The following is an 18,083-nucleotide window of genomic DNA, read 5'->3' as shown; positions in this document are numbered from 1 at the left end:
CCCGATTTCTTAGAGATCGGGCCTGTTTGTTTTAATAGAATTAAGCATAAATTAGTAGAATTAAATTGTAATCAATTGGCTAAAACTAAATCAGCATATTTCTGCCAAAGTTGTGGGTATGAATCAGCGAAATGGCTAGGGAGATGTCCTTCATGCAATGAATGGAATACCTTCGTCGAAGAAATCATAGAGAAAACAAGCACTAAGGTACCTTCCTGGAAAACATCCACCGGCATCCAACGCTTAAATAAACCATCCAAAGTTGATGAMATCCAATCGATAAGCGAAGAAAGAACTTTAACAGGTGATCTTGAGCTCGACAGGGTTTTGGGTGGAGGTTTAGTTGCCGGCTCTGTAATACTGATTGGAGGTGAACCAGGAATCGGTAAATCTACCCTGATGCTGCAGCTGGCCTTAAATATCTCTGGCAAAAAGATTCTATATGTTTCCGGAGAAGAAAGCGAACAGCAAATTAAAATGAGGGCTGAGCGCATTACTACCACACCTAAAGCTGATTGCTACATTCTAACTGAAACCTCTACTCAAAATATTTTTAAACAAATTGAAACGCTTGAACCAAATATTATCATTGTTGATTCTATACAAACACTTCACTCGGCCAATATTGATTCAACCCCTGGAAGTGTATCTCAGGTAAGAGAGTGCACTGCAGAATTACTCCGGTTTGCAAAGGAAACTGACACCCCTGTATTTTTAATTGGCCATATTACCAAAGACGGCACCATTGCCGGACCAAAAATTCTGGAACATATGGTTGATACCGTTTTGCAGTTTGAGGGCGACAGGCATCATGTATATAGAATTTTGCGCTCTATCAAGAATCGTTTCGGGGCCGCTGCCGAACTAGGAATTTAYGCAATGCACAGTACGGGTTTGCGGCAAGTTTCCAATCCTTCCGAAATTCTGTTATCACAACGTGATGAAGAAATGAGCGGAATCGCAATTTCGGCCACCTTAGAAGGCGCAAGACCAATGTTAATCGAAACACAGGCATTGGTTAGTGCCGCAGCCTATGGAACTCCTCAGCGATCTGCAAATGGCTTTGATACTAAAAGAATGAACATGCTTCTTGCCGTACTCGAAAAAAGGTGTGGTTTTAGATTAAGTACCCGTGATGTTTTCTTAAACATAGCCGGTGGAATTAAAGTTGAAGATCCGGCAATTGACCTGGCCATTATGGTTGCAATAATCTCCTCGCATGAAGATATAGCTATATCTTCTAAAATCTGTTTCGCAGCAGAAGTTGGTCTATCAGGAGAGATCAGAGCAGTTAACCGAATTGAACAACGCATCCTTGAGGCAGAGAAGCTTGGGTTTGAACGGATCTTTATTTCTAACTATAATTTAAAGGGTCTTATTCTTGATCGATTTAAAATTGAATTGACCCCTGTAAGGAAGATTGAAGACGTATTTTCATTGCTATTTGGGTAACCAAGCGTGGAACTGCCGTGTATATTTGCCATTTAGTTTCTACACATTGGGGATATTCTTTCCCTCTAAAAAATTTGGCACATTTTCAGTAAAATCACACATACCGCTATATATAAGGCAGTTACCCTTAAAAAAGAAGACATATAACAGATTGGCCTACTAATTGCAATTACCTACATGTTATCAGTCATTTATGAATGGTAATAAACAATAGGGATGATTATCCTCGTTATCGTAAGATAGCGAGGATTTTTTCATTTTAAGCCAAAGGAATTGTACTTTTAGAATAATTAAAAAGGTTCTCCTTTTTAATATTGATTGATTAAACCCTGTCTTCTCCGAGACAGGGTTATTTATTCCATTTTTTTCGTAAATAATTTTAGCTTGAGCATGTTAAATTTTAATATATTTAAATATTAATTAACCTCTTAACCCTTATCATAATGATTATTGCCGCTATTATCATCGCTGTGCTACTAATTTTTGGAATCGGCATATACAATTCGCTGATCGGCAAAAAGAACCAGGTAGCCAATGCTTTTTCTGCAATTGACGCCATGCTTAAAAAACGATTTGATTTACTTCCAAACTTAATTGAGACTGTAAAACAGTATATGCAGTATGAAGGAGATCTGTTAACCAAAGTGGTAGAATTGCGTGCCAAAGCCGCGAGCCCAAACTTAAGTAATGAGGAAAGATTAGACCTGGATAAGCAACTTGGCTCAAGCGTTAAAGGCTTAATGGTAAACGTAGAGAATTATCCGGATCTGAAAGCAAACCAGAATTTCCTGAACCTACAAAGCACCTGGACAGAGAGCGAAGAACAAATTGCAGCCGCAAGAAGAGCTTACAATTCCTCAGTTACCGATTACAACAATGCAATTATGATGTTCCCGGGAAGCATTTTTGCCGGAATGATGAACTATCAGCCAATTGCTGTACTGGCAAACACAGAGGAAGAACGAAAAAATATAAGTGCAAAAGATCTTTTTAATAACTAATGGCAGAAGAAACTGCAACAGGGGCCTCTTTACAAATCATACTTAATGAACTCGAAATACAGAGAAAAAAGGTTTCCGATATAAAAACAAAGGCCTACCTGTTTCTTGCAGGTGGAGTAATACTTATAGCAATCGGCGTTTTACTTGGGAGCCTCATGATTGCGGGAGCCATAAGTGGCGGCGCATCCATAATTACTTCTATTGTTCTTTTCAGTAATTCCAGCCAAAAGTTTAATGACTATAGGCATGAATTTAAGCAAAGAGTGGTAGCTACGGTATTAAAGTCCATAGATCCAAGTTTAGAGATCGAATATAAGTATGGGTTACCGGAAAGCGATTTCATTAATTCTCAGCTATTCACTCAACGCCCGGATAGATATAGGAGTCAGGATCAAATTTATGGCAATGCAGGAAAAACAAGGTTCTCTTTTTCTGAAGTTCATGCAGAATACAAAACCGAGACACAAACAAAAAACGGACGACAAGAGCATTGGCACACCATCTTAAAGGGAATCGTATTTTGTGCCGATTTCAACAAACATTTTAATGGCCTAACAGTAGTTAAGCCAAAGGATATGGGAAGCGCGCTGGGCGCCTGGATATCCGATAAAATGCCGATCTTCTCCTCATCAAGTAAACAGCTTGTAAAGCTGGAAAATATTGAATTTAACAAGGCCTTTGTTACCTATTCAACTGATCAGGTAGAAGCCAGATATATTCTTACTCCTGCAATGATGGAAAGATTATGCGAGCTAAACGACAAAAGCGCTGCTACAATCTCTGTATCTTTTATTGGTTCTTACGTTTACATAGCTTTCCCTTTAGAAAAGGATTACTTTGAACCTCCGGTATTTAAAAGCCTGCTTACCACCAAATCATTAGATGAAGACCTAAGCATCGTTCGCTTTATGTATGCAATTATTAGCGAACTGGATCTTAACACTAGAATTTGGGGGAAAGAATAAAAAAGGAGTTAATAAAAAAAGTCCCTTTCGGGACTTTATATTATTTAGATAAATACATTGATTTTTCTTTAACAAGCTGTCTGAAGTAAGGATCTTCAGTGTCTTTGATAAATCTGATGGACTCCCCTGTCGACTTCATTTCCGGTCCCAATTCTTTAGTTACCTCAGGGAATTTGTAGAAAGAGAAAACAGGCTCTTTAATCGCATAACCTTCCAATTTACGCTCGATGGTAAAATCTTTCAGTTTATTCACACCTAGCATCACTTTAGCAGCAATGTTGATGTAAGGAACATCATAAGCCTTAGCAATGAAAGGAACAGTTCTCGACGCTCTTGGATTGGCTTCAATTACATATACTTTTTCGTCTTTAACTGCAAACTGAATGTTTAACAAACCGATTACATTTAAGGCTCTCGCAATCTTTTTAGAGTAAGTCTCCATGTCGTTCATTACCTTTTCAGACAAACTGAAAGGTGGCAATACAGCACTAGAGTCTCCAGAGTGAATACCAGCCGGCTCGATATGCTCCATCAATCCAACAATATGAACATCTTCGCCATCACTGATCGAATCCGATTCGGTTTCTTCCGCTCTGTCCAGGAAGTGGTCAATCAGTACGCGGTTACCCGGAAGGTCACCTAATAATTTAACAACGGCCTTTTCAAGATCTTCATCGTTGATCACGATGCTCATCCCCTGTCCACCCAATACATAACTTGGTCTAACCAATACCGGATACCCCACTTCATTTGCTACAACTATTGCTTCTTCAGCATTTTCTGCAACACCATATTTTGGATACGGAATGTCTAATTCTTTGAGCAAGTCAGAGAAACGTCCCCTGTCTTCAGCAACATCCATATCGTTATAAGAAGTGCCAATGATCTTTATGCCGTTTTCCTGGAGCTTCTCAGCCATTTTTAAGGCTGTCTGACCACCCAATTGAACAATAACACCTACTGGATCCTCCAACTCGATGATTTCACGTACATGCTCCCAGAATACCGGCTCAAAGTATAGCTTATCAGCCATATTAAAGTCTGTAGACACCGTCTCAGGGTTACAATTGATCATGATTGCTTCAAAGCCACTCTCTTTCGCGGCGAGCAAACCATGCACACAAGAGTAATCGAATTCTATACCCTGACCAATACGGTTAGGACCAGATCCCAATACAATTACTTTCTTTTTATCTGAACGAAGGGATTCATTCTCTTCTTCAAAAGTAGAGTAGTAATAAGGTGTTTGTGCAGCAAACTCAGCAGCACAAGTATCCACCATTTTATAAACACGTTTGATGCCTAATGACTTCCTGCGCTCATAAACTTCGTCTTCAGTTACATTTCCTAGCAGATAAGCAATCTGAATATCAGAGAAACCTTTCTGCTTTAAAGTAAAGAAGAAATCTTTAGGAATATTATTTAGCGAATAACGTTTCAATTCTGTTTCCAGCTGAACCAATTCATGTATTTGTGACAAGAACCATTTATCAATACGTGTAACTTTACGGATTGACTCTAATGGTACACCCATACTCATGGCATCTTTAATCAGGAACAAACGATTCCAGCTTGGATGCTCAAGACCATGCATAATCTCTTCAATACTGCGGCTATGTTTACCATCAGCACCTAAACCAGCTCTGCCAATTTCCAAACTCTGACAAGCTTTTTGTACCGCTTCAATAAAAGTACGTCCGATGGCCATTACTTCACCTACAGATTTCATCTGCAAGCCCAACTCCATGTTCGCTCCTTTGAATTTATCGAAGTTCCAACGGGGAACTTTCACAATCACATAATCAAGTGTTGGTTCGAAATATGCAGATGTAGTTTTTGTAATTTGGTTTTCCAGCTCATCCAGGTTATAACCTATAGCAAGTTTAGCAGCTATTTTAGCAATCGGATAACCTGTAGCCTTACTGGCCAATGCCGATGAACGCGAAACCCTTGGGTTAATCTCGATTGCAATGATCTCGTCGTTATCCGGATTTACAGAGAACTGTACATTACAACCACCTGCGAAGTTTCCGATCGCGCGCATCATTTTGATCGCCTGATTACGCATATCCTGGTAGCAACGATCAGACAATGTCATGGCAGGTGCCACAGTGATCGAATCGCCTGTGTGAATACCCATTGGATCGAAATTTTCAATAGAACAGATGATGATTACATTGTCATTACTGTCCCTCAACAACTCCAATTCGTATTCTTTCCAGCCTAAAACAGCTTGTTCTACCAATACCTCATGTGTTGGAGAAGCCTCAAGTCCGCGTTTTAAAGCCTGGTCAAATTCTTCTTTCTTGTGTACAAAACCACCACCAAAACCACCTAGGGTATAAGAAGGGCGAATTACCAAAGGATAACCAATCTCCTGAGCAGCTTCTTTACCTTCTAAGAAAGAGTTGGCAATTTTTGAAGTTGCAACCCCTACGCCTATATCAACCATTAACTGGCGGAAGGCTTCACGGTTTTCCGTTTTTTCGATTGCAGCAACATCAACACCAATCACCCGCACGCCATATTTCTCCCAAATTCCACGTTCAGAGGCCTCAATACAAAGATTCAAAGCCGTTTGACCACCCATGGTAGGCAGTACAGCATCTATTTTACGTTCTTGTAAGATCTGCTCAATAGAATCTACTGTCAATGGCCATAGGTAAACATGATCACCGATTACTTTATCGGTCATAATGGTTGCAGGATTGGAGTTGATGATCGAAACTTCAATCCCTTCTTCCTTCAAAGATAGGGCGGCTTGCGATCCTGAATAGTCAAATTCACAAGCTTGACCAATAATAATTGGTCCTGATCCGATAATTAGTACTGAGCGTATCGAGGTGTCTTTAGGCATAAGGCTTTAAAAAGTCTAAAGTTATAAGGGTAAAAAATGCAATTATTGTAGACTGGAATCGTCTTAGAGATTTCTTTGATATCATTAAAGATCCCCGACTCTTCTGTCGGGATGCAAAGTTACGCTTTTGAACGTTAAAAATCAGGTATTTTTTCAAAAACCCTTATAAACTGAAAAAGGGGCTAAATGGCCCCCTTCTCTGCGTTTAATCTATAGAGTTATTGTTCAAGTTTTATTTCCCCAACGTCGGTTACAGTGCTATCAACCACAGCAACGTTCTCAACTGACTTGTCTTTATACGGTGGTTTAGCTTTAACCCATACGGTGTAGGTACCTGGTTTTACATTATTAATGGTAAAACTACCACTACTAAGATCACCTTTTATGGTATCTGTTCCTGCTACGGCAACCACTTGCACCGCACCACTATCAGGAGATACTTTACCTTTGATTCCGCCATCCTTAATGGTAACGAAAGCTAATAACAACAACGAAAACGCTGCAATTACTAAAAAATTCACACTTAACTTTTTCATAGGAATTTGAATTTGCTGACTAAAGAAGCCTCCACAACTCCTGTTAGTCAATATTATTTAACCATCAATTAGTTAGTATCATTGTTCCATATCATATTCTAGCTAGTGCTTGTTAACTACAAACAGATTAAACAAATTGTTTTTATAAAATTTAAAAACAGCTACAAAGACCTACAGTTATTCCAAATATCTGTATATAATTAACTACAAAATCACCTGCCGTGGTGCATAAAAACACTTTTTTTGTGATGGAATAACATTTGCATATTCTCAACTATGAAAAAGATATTACCATTTTTATTTGCAATCACTGTAATTCTGGCTGGTTGCGGAACAGTACAATCTATTATTAAATCTACATTTCCTTACACCGCAACAATAGTTATCCCTGCCTCAAGCAAAAGCGATACGCCTATCTCTGCAAAATCTGCGGCAACAAGTTTTGATGATGTTTTTGGAAATAAAAACGGAACCAATTATATAAAAGAAATTAGAATTGCCTCTGCAAAAATGATCGCCAGCAATCCTAGCAACAAAAGCTTAGGCATGTTTAAGTCTGTAAAGCTTTTTGTATCAAATGAAAACGGTGGCGAGGTCATGGTTGCGTCAAGAAGTGATATACAAGAGAACATTGGCTCTGAACTTGCGTTAGATATAGACAATTCAAAGTTTTTGGACGATTACATAAAGGGAACCAGTCTCCGTGTAAGAGTTGAATATGTTTTAAGAAATAACACAAGCGCTGATGTAAGCATAAGAACATCAATAGGCTTTACTTCATCACCTAAAGCGCAATAAAAGATAAATAGTTTGTTTGGTTTACTATCCGGCATGGAATTCTTCCTGCCGGATTTTTTTTTACTTTTGGTAAATGTTTGATGTTCTAAAGGATAGTTTCACTCAGTTATTTTTACAAACAGGTTTACTGGAATGGCTAGGTGTTTTCACTGGTATACTATGTGTATGGCTTGCCGCCAAAAACAACATATACAATTGGCCCATTGCTATAGTAAGTGTAGTTATCTATATTTTCATCTTCTTCGAATCAAAACTGTATGCCGATATGGGTCTGCAGTTTTACTTTTTCGCGATGAATGTCTACGGCTGGTATTTCTGGAGCAAGAACAGAAATAATCCCGAAGCATCGCGACCAATTACAGTCATTACCAAAAAGGAAATTATGCTTTCCATTTTAGGTGTAATTATTTTTACGTTAATACTGGGCTTTGTACTTAAAAAGAATACAGATGCCTCGTTCCCCTTTTTAGACAGCTTTTGTACGGCCTGTAGTTTAATAGCCCAGATATTTCTTGCAAGAAAGGTATTACAGAACTGGCTGATCTGGATTTTTGTCGATATCATATATGTTGGCATGTACGTTTCAAAAGACCTATATGCAACAGCAGTTATGTATGCATTATATGTTTATATTGCCTCTGTAGGCTATTTAGATTGGAGGAAAACCCACCGTGAACAAACCCATTAAAAAGATAGCCATTGTTGGCCCGGAGAGTACTGGAAAATCAACCATTACCCAGCAGCTTGCAAAACACTTTGATACCTTATGGGTACCTGAATACGCAAGGTATTACTGTGCGGCATTAACCGAACCATGCAATTTGCAGGACGAGGTAAACATGTTTCATGGGCAATTGGCACTCGAAGACTCCATACTAGCCATAGCCGAAAAAGACCTGGTTTTCTGTGATACAACCTTTATCACTGTAAAAATATGGAGCGATGAAGTTTTTGGAGAAACCCCTCAGATTGTTCTTGATGCACTCCCTAAATACAATTACGATTTATACTTGCTGATGGATATTGACCTACCCTGGCAAGAAGATCCTCTTCGCGATTTCCCGCATAAACGAGAACATTTTATGCAGGTATGGCATCAGGAGCTTAAAGCCTTGAACGCAGTATACGTTAAAGTTGGCGGTCAGGGAGAGGATAGATTAAATAACGCAATTACAGCAGTTCAAACATTTTTACACTGATAAAAAAATCAATACCTTTGTACCATCAAAAAGGGGTGCCTTGTTTTGTAAAAAACACGAAAACAGGCTGAGAGCATACCCATTATATCTGTTTACAGATATATGCACCTGATCCGGATAATGCCGGCGGAGGGATTGGAGTTATGGAGTTTAACTGGGCTGTAAGTACCCCTTACTTACAGTGGTTTAACTAAAAGAAACAATAAAGTGAAAAAATTAATGATCACAGCGCTTGCTGTGTTGCTATTGCCGGTGTTGGTAAAAGCGCAATTCTCCATTTCGGGTACCGTATCCGAAAAATCAAATACTACATTACCTGGCGCTACTATTAAGCTAAAAAATAAATCTGCCGGAACAACTGCCGATAAACAGGGAAAATATCAATTAACCAATTTAAAAGCAGGTAATTATACGTTATTAGTAAGCTATCTTGGCTATCAAACAATAGAAAAGAGCATCACAATTAATGCCGATCAAACGCTCGATTTTGTATTAGTTCAATCGGCTTTTCTTGCCGACGAAGTTATTGTAAACGCAACCCGTGCAAATGAAAAGTCTGCAACCACTTATAAAAACATTAGCAAAACAGACATTGAACAAAACAACTTCGGACAAGATCTTCCTTTCATCCTAAACAACACACCAGGTGTGGTTGTTACCTCCGATGCCGGTGCAGGTGTAGGATATACAGGCATTAGAATAAGAGGCAGCGATGCGAGCAGGATAAACGTTACTGTAAACGGGATCCCATATAATGACAGTGAAAGCCAAGGTACATTCTGGGTAAACATGCCTGATTTTGCTTCATCTGTCGACAACGTACAAATCCAACGCGGGGTTGGAACTTCAACAAACGGAGCTGGGGCATTTGGCGGAAGTTTAAACATCCAAACTTCATCAAGCTCAGAAGTCCCTTACGCAGAAATAAACAACACTTATGGAAGCTACAACACCCTTAAAAATACTGTCAAAGTAGGTACCGGTCTTATTGATGGAAAATGGAGCTTTGACGGTCGTTTATCAAGAATCAAATCTGATGGATTTATCGACCGTGCGGCCTCTAATCTTAAATCATACTTCTTATCAGGTGCATATCATGGAAAAACCGATATACTACGTGTAAACGTATTTTCAGGAACTGAAGAAACTTACCAAGCCTGGAACGGTGTTCCTGAAGCTAAACTTAGAGGCGACATTGAGGGCTTAAAAGAACATTACAACAATAATCTCGGCTATCTGTACAACACCCAGGCAGATTCTTTAAACCTTTTCAATTCCGATAACAGAAAATACAATCAGTTCCTTTATAAGGATCAGAACGATAACTACAAACAAAACCATTATCAAGCTTTATACGCAAAACAGTTCAACGAACAATTGTCGTTCAACGGGGCATTACACCTAACCCAGGGCGAAGGATATTTTGAAGAGTATAAAAACAACCAGAAACTTAAAAACTATGGTTTGCCAAATGTTATAGCAGGCGGTTCAACTATTGAAAGAACGGATCTTGTTCGTCGTCGTTGGTTAGATAATAACTTTTATGGTCTTACTTATGCCTTTAACTACCAACCAGAATCTAATTTAAATTTCACACTGGGTGGGGCTTATAACCAATATAGAGGCAAACATTTTGGACAAGTAATATGGGCTCAATATGCATCAACATCAACCAACGATTATCATTACTATGATGGCAAAGGAGACAAGGACGACTTCAATAGCTACTTCAAAGTAAATTATAATCCGGTAACTCAGTTAAGCTTGTTTGCAGACTTACAGTACAGAAATGTGAAATATGATATTTCAGGAACTGACAAGAATCGCAAAAGTTTAGATTACAATAACAACTACAATTTCTTTAATCCTAAAGTTGGAGCTACCTATTTCCTAAACGAGTTAAGCAACTTTTACGCCTCATTTAGTGTTGCAAATAAAGAACCAAACCGCGATGATTTTACCAATTTAAAAGAAGGTCTGGCTGTTCCTAAACCAGAACGTCTAAACAATATAGAGGCAGGCTACCGCTTTAAAAACACAGATTTTAATGTCGGCGTAAATGCGTACGGTATGTTTTACAAAGATCAGCTGATCTTTACCGGCGAAATCAACGAATATTCTGATGCTTACCGTCAAAATGTAGACAAGAGCTATAGGATTGGCCTGGAGCTAGACGCTTCTTATATTATCAGTTCTCACTTTGCTGTTAATGCAAACGCAGCGTTCAGCAGAAATAAGATCAAGAATTATGTAGACTATGTATCAGAATATGATAACGATTTTAACCTGATTAATGTACAGGCTACAAACTATGCAAACCCGGATATTTCTTTCTCGCCAAACTCGGTAATATTTGGAGAGCTGGTTTACAAACTGGTGGCTGGCTTTGCTATTGCCTTACAAAGCAAATACGTGAGTAAGCAATACATGGACAATACTCAAAACGAAAGCCGTAAACTCGATGCTTATTGGGTAAACAATGCAAGGCTTGGTTACGACTTCAGTTTAAAAGGAATCAAAAACATAAACATAGGCCTGCTTGCCAATAACATTCTAAACAGAAAGTACGAAAGCAATGGTTATACCTACAGTTCAATTTACCCATGGGGAACCACAACAGAGAACTTTTACTTCCCTCAGGCCGGAACTAATTTCTTACTTTCGCTAAATTTGAAATTTTAATCCTATGAAGAAGTTCATCGAAAGACTACATTTTATTACACACGACATTGAGCCGTTAACCCATATCGAGCAGGCACAAATAGCTTGTGAGGCTGGGGCAAAGTGGATTCAATACCGCTGTTTAATTAAAAACGACGATGAGCTTTTAGTAGATATCAATGTGATTGCTGAAATCTGTGACGATTGGGGGGCTACCTTAATCGTTACAGATCACATTCACCTTAATGGCAAAGCCGATATACAAGGTTTCCATATAGAAGATATGGACGCTGATTTCACAAAACTAAGAGAACAATTAGGGGAAGCAGTAACTATCGGAGGCTCGTCAAACACAGTTGAAGGTTTAATCAGACTTGCAAAAGAGGGAGCAGACTATGCCGGCTTTGGCCCCTTCCGCGATACGACAACCAAGCCAAACAATGCTCCTCATATTGGTATAGAGGGATATAAAAAAACAATGGCCACCTTAAATCAAAATGGTATTATCTTACCTGTTTTAGCCGTAGGGGGTGTTACCGCCGATGATATAGAGGCACTTATGGAAACCGGTGTTTTTGGCATAGCAGCATCAGCCGCAATTAATCAGGCTGAAGATATGAGAGAAGCATATCTTACATTTTATGACAAGATTATGTAATTGCAAGAAAAATAATCTTAAAATTTATTTGTCTATCAACTACATTTGTTCAAAATATTTTTCCTTTTGGACAATACCGAAATCATAGAAAAACCAGATCCCTACGCTGCCCTTCGTTATAGAGAGTTCAGATCTTACCTCGGAATGCGTTTCTTTTTTACGTTCGCATATCAAATGCAAGCTGTTATTATCGGCTTTCACATCTATCATTTAACTAAGGATCCGCTTGCCTTGGGACTAGTGGGGCTCTGCGAAGCCATACCCGCAATTGGTATTGCACTGTACGGAGGATACGTTGCAGATAAATCAGAAAAAAGAGGCCTCTTACTCAAAATATTCTTCGGAGTATTCCTTTGTTCTTTAGTGATGCTAATTGCCACTACAAAGCAAATGCACGCATACGTACCAACAAGTTATATTGTGCCAATCATGTATTTGATGGTGTTTGGAATAGGTATAGCAAGAGGTTTTTTCAGTCCAGCAACATTCTCTTTAATGGCTCAGATCATTCCTAAAAAGCTTTATCCTAACTCAAGCACCTGGAACAGCTCGAGTTGGCAGCTGGCATCTATACTTGGCCCTGCGGCAGGTGGGTTAATTTATGGATTCTATGGCATAACCGTAACTTACAGTGTCATTATTATCTTTATCTCTATTTCACTGATCTGTATCTTCTTTTTAAAACCACACCCGCCAACTTATATACCAAAAGAAAGCATAGTAAAAAGCCTTACCGAAGGTGTCCATTTTGTATTTAAAAATAAAATGATGCTTGGTGCAATGAGTCTGGACCTGTTCTCTGTATTTTTTGGTGGAGCAGTGGCCCTTTTACCTGTATTTGCTAATGATATTCTTAAAGTAGGCTCAGAAGGCCTGGGATTTATGCGTGCTGCTGCTTCTGGCGGGGCTGTTATTACCATGTTAGCGATGACACGCTTCTCTCCTATGAACAAGCCATGGAGAAACCTTTTGATTGCGGTAACCGGTTTTGGAACCAGTATCATCTGCTATGGTCTATCTAAAAACTTCTACTTAACGCTTGCACTTCTCTTTGCAGAAGGCGCATTTGATAGCATAAGTGTAATCATCAGGTCTACCATTATGCAGTTGCTAACTCCAGATGACATGCGCGGCCGTGTGTCTGCTGTAAACAGTATGTTTATTGGCTCTTCAAATGAAATAGGTGCTTTTGAATCAGGTTTAACTGCAAAACTGATGAGAACAGTGCCTGCCGTAGTATTTGGAGGCAGCATGACCATTCTCGTTGCGGGCGTTACCTACCTCAAAACAAAAAACTTAACCAAGTTAACATTACAGGAAATAAACGAGCAGAATGTTTAACCTTAAACGATAGAGAACCTTTCACCCACCTGTTGTCTCCACATCGCATAGTACAAACCATTCTGAAGCACAAGCTCATCGTGAGTTCCCTGTTCAATTACATTCCCTTTTTCCAATACATAGATCCTATCGGCGTGTTTAATTGTCGATAAGCGGTGGGCAATTAATATCGTCATGTGGTTATCTATATCAGAAACCTCTCTTATTGTTGCTGTAATTTCTTCTTCCGTTAAAGAATCCAACGATGAGGTTGCCTCATCAAAAACCAGGATATCCGGCTTGCGCAATAGTGCTCTGGCAATAGACAAACGCTGCTTTTCACCTCCCGAAACCTTCACTCCACCTTCACCAATCATGGTATCCAAGCCTTTATCCGCTCTGGCCAATAAGTTCTGACAAGCTGCCTGATGTAATACCTTCATACACTCCTCATCGGTTGCCTCAGGCCTTACAAACTGCAAATTCTCTCTTATTGTTCCAGAAAACAATTGCGTATCCTGCGTTACAAAGCCTATTTTCTCTCTCAATTCATCTAGATCTATGTTCGTAGCCGTAACTCCATTGTACTTAATGGCTCCTTCCTTAGGCTCGTACAACCCTACCAGAAGTTTAACAAGCGTAGTTTTACCAGAGCCCGATGGCCCTACAAAGGCAATCGTTTCTCCAAGGTTCGTTTCGAAATTAATGCTATTTAAGGCGTTAGTAGAGGCCGATTGGTGCTTAAAGCTAACCTCATCAAATTCTAATTTTTTGATTTTAGCAATTGATGCCGGATTATCAGGTTTCTTATCTTTTGGAATAGACATGATCCGCTCAAAATTATTTAGCGATACCTCCGTTTCCCTGTAAACATTAATGATATTACCCAATTCCTGCAAAGGACCAAAAATAAAGAACGAGTAAATGAATAGTGAGAAGAACTCACCCACCGTAATTCTTCCTGCAAAGATCAGGTACATCATCAAAAAGAGCAGCCCGTTACGCAACAGGTTCACAAACGTTCCCTGGATAAAGCTTAAACTGCGGATGTATTTTACCTTTTTAAGCTCTAGTCCTAAAATCTTCGTGGTTGTAGTATTTAACCTGTTTATTTCCTGTTTGGCAAGTCCCAGACTTTTTACCAGCTCAATATTACGCAGCGATTCTGTGGTAGAACCTGCAAGTGATGTTGTTTCTGCTACAATATTCTTTTGAACTTTTTTAATCCGTTTACTTAAAAACGAACTTAAAAACCCAAGTAAAGGAATAGAAGAAAAATACACCACAGCTATAACCCAATATACAGAGATGGCATAAACCGTCACAAAAATGATCCCGATAATACTTGTAAACAAAACATTTATTACCGCCTGAACCAGTTTCTCAGTATCAATCCTAACTTTTTGTAAAATACCTAATGTTTCTCCGCTGCGCTGATCTTCAAAAACCTGATATGGCAGTTCCAAAGAATGAGCAAGACCATCGGAATATATTTTAGCTCCCAGTCTTTGCGTAATCACATTTACATAATAGTCCTGAAAATTCTTGGCGATGCGGGAAACCATTGCTGCTCCCATAGCCAATAAAATAAGTACCCCGGCACCCTTTATAAACTCATCAGTAGTATAATGCTTATAGTTCGTTACATACTTATCAATGATCAGGCGAAAAACATAGGGATCAAGAAAAGAAAATATCTGATTAACTGCAGCCAGAAACAAGGCCAGAAATATCAGACCTTTATAGTTTTTTAAATAGCTGAATAAGATTTTCATAAATAAAATTTGTTAAAAATAAACAAAGGGAATGAAGCATTACTTCCATTCCCTTTAATTTACGTATAAATTATAATCCTGACCTAAACAGTCATGATATCCTTTTCTTTTGCTTCGGCATGTTTATCGATTTTTACAATGTAAGCATCGGTAATTTTTTGAACTTCAGCCTCACCTGTTTTGATCTCATCATCAGAAACACTTTCACCTTTCAATTTCTTAACCTTTTCGTTGGCATCTTTACGGATGTTACGAACGGTAATACGACCTCTTTCAGCTTCCTCTTTAACCTTTTTAACTAAATCCTTTCTACGCTCTTCAGTTAAAGGAGGAACTACCAAACGGATAATAATACCATCGTTTTGAGGGTTAATACCTATGTTTGCTTCCATAATTGCACGTTCAATAGGAACTAGCAAAGCCTTTTCCCAAGGCTGTATAAGCAATGTACGAGCATCTGGAGTGTTGATACTTGCAACCTGGCTTAAAGGAGTAGGATTTCCGTAATAATCAACCATAATACCATCCAGCATACCAGCAGAAGCCTTTCCTGCACGAATTTTCGTCAGTTCCGACTCGCAGTGCAAAATGGCTTTTTCCATGGTAGCCTGAGCATCTTGTAATTGTTTCTTTATGAGGTCATTCATGATGTGTAAAATTTAACCAAACTTATATAAAATATTGCTATTAGTTTTTAACAAGTGTACCAATGCCATCGCCATTTGCGATTTTCATGAAATTACCTGCTTTGTTCATATCAAAAACAATAATTGGGAGTTTATTTTCTTCGCAAAGCGTAAAAGCAGTCATATCCATTACGTTTAACCCATTAGCATAAACTTCTTTAAAAGTAATTTCTGAATATTTAGTAGCTGCAGGATCTTTCTCCGGATCAGCGGTATAAATACCATCAACACGGGTTCCTTTTAAAACAACATCTGCTTTTATCTCAATTGCGCGTAAAGCAGCTGCAGAATCAGTAGTAAAATAAGGATTACCAGTACCTGCTCCAAAAATCACCACACGTCCTTTTTCAAGGTGACGTACAGCTCTTCTGCGAATAAAAGGCTCACAAATCTGCTCCATTTTTATTGCAGTAAGCAATCTTGTTTTAAGACCTACTTTTTCAAGCGCATCTTGCAAGGCCATACTGTTAATTACTGTGGCTAGCATACCCATATAATCGGCTTGAGCACGGTCCATCCCAGATTTTTCAGCACTTAAACCTCTAAAAATATTACCACCACCAATAACAATTGCTATTTCAAGGCCTTTGGCATGTACCGCCTTAATGTCTTCAGCATACTGCTTTACAACCTCATTATCAATACCATACTGCTTATCGCCCATTAGCGATTCGCCACTTAATTTCAATAGGATCCGTTTATACTTCATGACTCCAAAAATAACTATTTGTTTTAATTAATAAGGCTCAAATGTTCAACTCCCTCTGCAAAAACTTTTAACAGCTCTAATTTTTCAGAAAGCAGGACCAAATTCGCCTTATTTCCAACCTTTAAATCGCCCAGTTTAGCATCCAATTCAATCAGCCTTGCCGGGTTTAGTGTGGCTAAATTCAAGGCTGCTGCCAATGGGATGTCGCAATACGCCACACAGTTTTGTACCGCTTGTAACATTGTTATGTTAGATCCAGATAAAGTTCCATCTGAAGTAATGAATTTCTCACCCGAAAGCTGATGCTGATAAGGCCCGATATTACATGAAGTAACCGCATCAGTTATCAAAAAAATTCTTTCACGGAGCAGCTTGTAGCTCATTTTTACAATTTCAAAATCCACATGATTTCCATCTGCAATAATGCTTGCCATTGCCTTAGGGTGACTAAATACCGCGGCAGGCAAATTCGGTGATCTATGATGTATAGAAGGCATTGCATTAAACAAATGCGTTGTGGTTTTAAAGCCCATATCATAAGCTGCAGTAGCTTGCTCAAAATTGGCATCACTATGCCCCAGCGATAACACGATATTATTATCTAGCAGGTAATTGATAACCTCATCGTCCTGAAGTTCGGCAGCAATGGTCATCATTTTTACCGTACCATCTGCATATTCAAGTAACCTTTTTACCTMATCAAGGGAGGCTTTGCAAATGTATTTCTCAATATGGGCTCCTCTGCGTTTTGCATTAATATAAGGGCCCTCCAAATGTAAGCCCAGAAAACCCCTGGCTTCGCTACGATAAGCTTTTGCTGCAGCGATAGATTGATGAACAACCTCCGGAGTGTTAGTTGCTACACAAGCTAAAAAGCTTGTAGTTCCTTTACTTAGCAGATCCAAATCCATTTGACTTAGCGTGTCTGCTGTTGGGTAAGCAGAAAAAAGGTCCTTTCCACTGCCATAAATCTGAAGGTCAATAAAACCAGGACTTAAATAGTTTCCTTCGGCATCTACAATTTCATATCCGACTGGAATCTCTTCGCTGCTGATTTTAACGATCTCACCATTTTCAATTAAGACATTCTGACCTGCAACTTGCAGCCCATCCGCAAAGAACTTACAATTTTTAATAGCTAACATACAAATACAATTATGCCCCAAACTTATATAAAAGTTTTTATTAGAACGTTTCCTGAATAAAAAGAAAAAAAGAGAGCCGCTGCCGTCATCTCGACGATAGGAGAGATCTCTTGATCAAGAAATAACCATAAATCAAATTAGCATAACCAAGAGATCTCTCCTATCGTCGAGATGATTGTTATGACTCATGCAAGTATTTTTTAATATAATTTATGCCGCAATTAATTGATTACTGACATAAGGTTTCTGATGACTTACCACTGCAACCACTCTTAGGGCAATCTTATTTCTTATTGCATTTAAGATGCTCATGGCTCATGG

At 38.8% G+C, this 18,083-nt stretch carries 15 protein-coding genes; 9 read left to right on the top strand and 6 right to left on the bottom strand.

Annotated features, from left to right (window positions below):
- The first annotated feature begins 75 nt into the window (after window positions 1–75).
- The 3 genes from radA (at window position 76) to AC1DDK_RS23650 (ending at window position 3,418) form a co-directional block, all read left to right on the top strand.
- Entirely contained in the window at window positions 76–1,452 is a 1,377-nt protein-coding gene (gene radA, locus AC1DDK_RS23660; protein WP_477634103.1) for a DNA repair protein RadA, read from the top strand.
- A 443-nt stretch (window positions 1,453–1,895) separates the two neighbouring features.
- Complete coding sequence (locus tag AC1DDK_RS23655; protein ID WP_172659218.1) at window positions 1,896–2,453, top strand: LemA family protein; 558 nt, start codon at window positions 1,896–1,898, stop codon at window positions 2,451–2,453.
- Entirely contained in the window at window positions 2,453–3,418 is a 966-nt protein-coding gene (locus AC1DDK_RS23650; protein WP_337718237.1) for a DUF3137 domain-containing protein, read from the top strand. Before AC1DDK_RS23655 ends, AC1DDK_RS23650 begins: the two co-directional genes overlap by 1 nt.
- A gap of 40 nt (window positions 3,419–3,458) precedes the next feature.
- Here AC1DDK_RS23650 and carB read toward each other — a convergent pair whose 3' ends face one another.
- Together carB and AC1DDK_RS23640 are read right to left on the bottom strand one after the other, a co-directional pair.
- Entirely contained in the window at window positions 3,459–6,275 is a 2,817-nt protein-coding gene (gene carB / locus AC1DDK_RS23645) for a carbamoyl-phosphate synthase large subunit (protein WP_048907899.1), read from the bottom strand.
- A gap of 218 nt (window positions 6,276–6,493) precedes the next feature.
- Entirely contained in the window at window positions 6,494–6,811 is a 318-nt protein-coding gene (locus AC1DDK_RS23640) for a peptidase associated/transthyretin-like domain-containing protein (protein ID WP_172659220.1), read from the bottom strand.
- A gap of 276 nt (window positions 6,812–7,087) precedes the next feature.
- On the opposite strand from AC1DDK_RS23640, the gene AC1DDK_RS23635 reads away from it, so the two are divergent.
- The 6 genes from AC1DDK_RS23635 to AC1DDK_RS23610 all read left to right on the top strand — a co-directional run bounded on the left by AC1DDK_RS23635 (window position 7,088) and on the right by AC1DDK_RS23610 (window position 13,468).
- Window positions 7,088–7,609 (top strand): hypothetical protein, encoded by a 522-nt coding sequence (locus AC1DDK_RS23635; RefSeq protein ID WP_172659221.1) that lies wholly within the window; start codon window positions 7,088–7,090, stop codon window positions 7,607–7,609.
- 73 nt (window positions 7,610–7,682) lie between these two features.
- Window positions 7,683–8,297, top strand: coding sequence for a nicotinamide riboside transporter PnuC (gene pnuC, locus AC1DDK_RS23630; protein ID WP_337718235.1), 615 nt, complete (start codon window positions 7,683–7,685; stop codon window positions 8,295–8,297).
- The gene (locus tag AC1DDK_RS23625; protein WP_288884034.1) at window positions 8,281–8,808 is read left to right on the top strand and encodes an AAA family ATPase; all 528 of its coding nucleotides are present in this window, start codon (window positions 8,281–8,283) and stop codon (window positions 8,806–8,808) included. The genes pnuC and AC1DDK_RS23625 overlap by 17 nt, the downstream gene beginning before the upstream one ends.
- 207 nt (window positions 8,809–9,015) lie before the next feature.
- The gene (locus tag AC1DDK_RS23620) at window positions 9,016–11,490 is read left to right on the top strand and encodes a TonB-dependent receptor (protein ID WP_477612027.1); all 2,475 of its coding nucleotides are present in this window, start codon (window positions 9,016–9,018) and stop codon (window positions 11,488–11,490) included.
- A 4-nt stretch (window positions 11,491–11,494) separates the two neighbouring features.
- On the top strand, window positions 11,495–12,127 hold the full coding sequence (locus tag AC1DDK_RS23615; RefSeq protein WP_337718232.1) for a thiamine phosphate synthase: 633 nt from the start codon (window positions 11,495–11,497) through the stop codon (window positions 12,125–12,127).
- 66 nt (window positions 12,128–12,193) lie between these two features.
- The gene (locus tag AC1DDK_RS23610; protein WP_337718231.1) at window positions 12,194–13,468 is read left to right on the top strand and encodes an MFS transporter; all 1,275 of its coding nucleotides are present in this window, start codon (window positions 12,194–12,196) and stop codon (window positions 13,466–13,468) included.
- 2 nt (window positions 13,469–13,470) lie between these two features.
- Here AC1DDK_RS23610 and AC1DDK_RS23605 read toward each other — a convergent pair whose 3' ends face one another.
- The 4 genes from AC1DDK_RS23605 to nagA all read right to left on the bottom strand — a co-directional run bounded on the left by AC1DDK_RS23605 (window position 13,471) and on the right by nagA (window position 17,762).
- The gene (locus AC1DDK_RS23605; protein ID WP_172659225.1) at window positions 13,471–15,222 is read right to left on the bottom strand and encodes an ABC transporter ATP-binding protein; all 1,752 of its coding nucleotides are present in this window, start codon (window positions 15,220–15,222) and stop codon (window positions 13,471–13,473) included.
- An 83-nt stretch (window positions 15,223–15,305) separates the two neighbouring features.
- Window positions 15,306–15,869, bottom strand: a complete 564-nt coding sequence (gene frr, locus AC1DDK_RS23600; protein WP_048907907.1) for a ribosome recycling factor — start codon at window positions 15,867–15,869, stop codon at window positions 15,306–15,308.
- Between the two features lie 40 nt (window positions 15,870–15,909).
- A complete protein-coding gene (pyrH, locus tag AC1DDK_RS23595) occupies window positions 15,910–16,617 on the bottom strand; it encodes a UMP kinase (RefSeq protein ID WP_172659226.1) in 708 nt (235 codons plus the stop codon).
- A gap of 23 nt (window positions 16,618–16,640) precedes the next feature.
- Window positions 16,641–17,762: an N-acetylglucosamine-6-phosphate deacetylase gene (gene nagA / locus AC1DDK_RS23590; RefSeq protein WP_477634102.1), complete on the bottom strand. Its 1,122-nt coding sequence runs from the start codon at window positions 17,760–17,762 to the stop codon at window positions 16,641–16,643.
- Between the last annotated feature and the right edge of the window lie 321 nt (window positions 17,763–18,083).

This window comes from Pedobacter sp. 05T44 (genome assembly GCF_056395985.1).
This window is presented reverse-complemented; position numbering and strand designations above follow the sequence as displayed.

Coding starts and splice junctions, on each gene's coding strand:
- frr (WP_048907907.1), bottom strand. CDS start 15,869: ATGAATGACCTCATAAAGAAACAATTACAAGATGCTCAGGCTACCATG.
- AC1DDK_RS23650 (WP_337718237.1), top strand. CDS start 2,453: ATGGCAGAAGAAACTGCAACAGGGGCCTCTTTACAAATCATACTTAAT.
- AC1DDK_RS23655 (WP_172659218.1), top strand. CDS start 1,896: ATGATTATTGCCGCTATTATCATCGCTGTGCTACTAATTTTTGGAATC.
- pnuC (WP_337718235.1), top strand. CDS start 7,683: ATGTTTGATGTTCTAAAGGATAGTTTCACTCAGTTATTTTTACAAACA.
- AC1DDK_RS23640 (WP_172659220.1), bottom strand. CDS start 6,811: ATGAAAAAGTTAAGTGTGAATTTTTTAGTAATTGCAGCGTTTTCGTTG.
- AC1DDK_RS23605 (WP_172659225.1), bottom strand. CDS start 15,222: ATGAAAATCTTATTCAGCTATTTAAAAAACTATAAAGGTCTGATATTT.
- pyrH (WP_172659226.1), bottom strand. CDS start 16,617: ATGAAGTATAAACGGATCCTATTGAAATTAAGTGGCGAATCGCTAATG.
- AC1DDK_RS23615 (WP_337718232.1), top strand. CDS start 11,495: ATGAAGAAGTTCATCGAAAGACTACATTTTATTACACACGACATTGAG.
- carB (WP_048907899.1), bottom strand. CDS start 6,275: ATGCCTAAAGACACCTCGATACGCTCAGTACTAATTATCGGATCAGGA.
- AC1DDK_RS23635 (WP_172659221.1), top strand. CDS start 7,088: ATGAAAAAGATATTACCATTTTTATTTGCAATCACTGTAATTCTGGCT.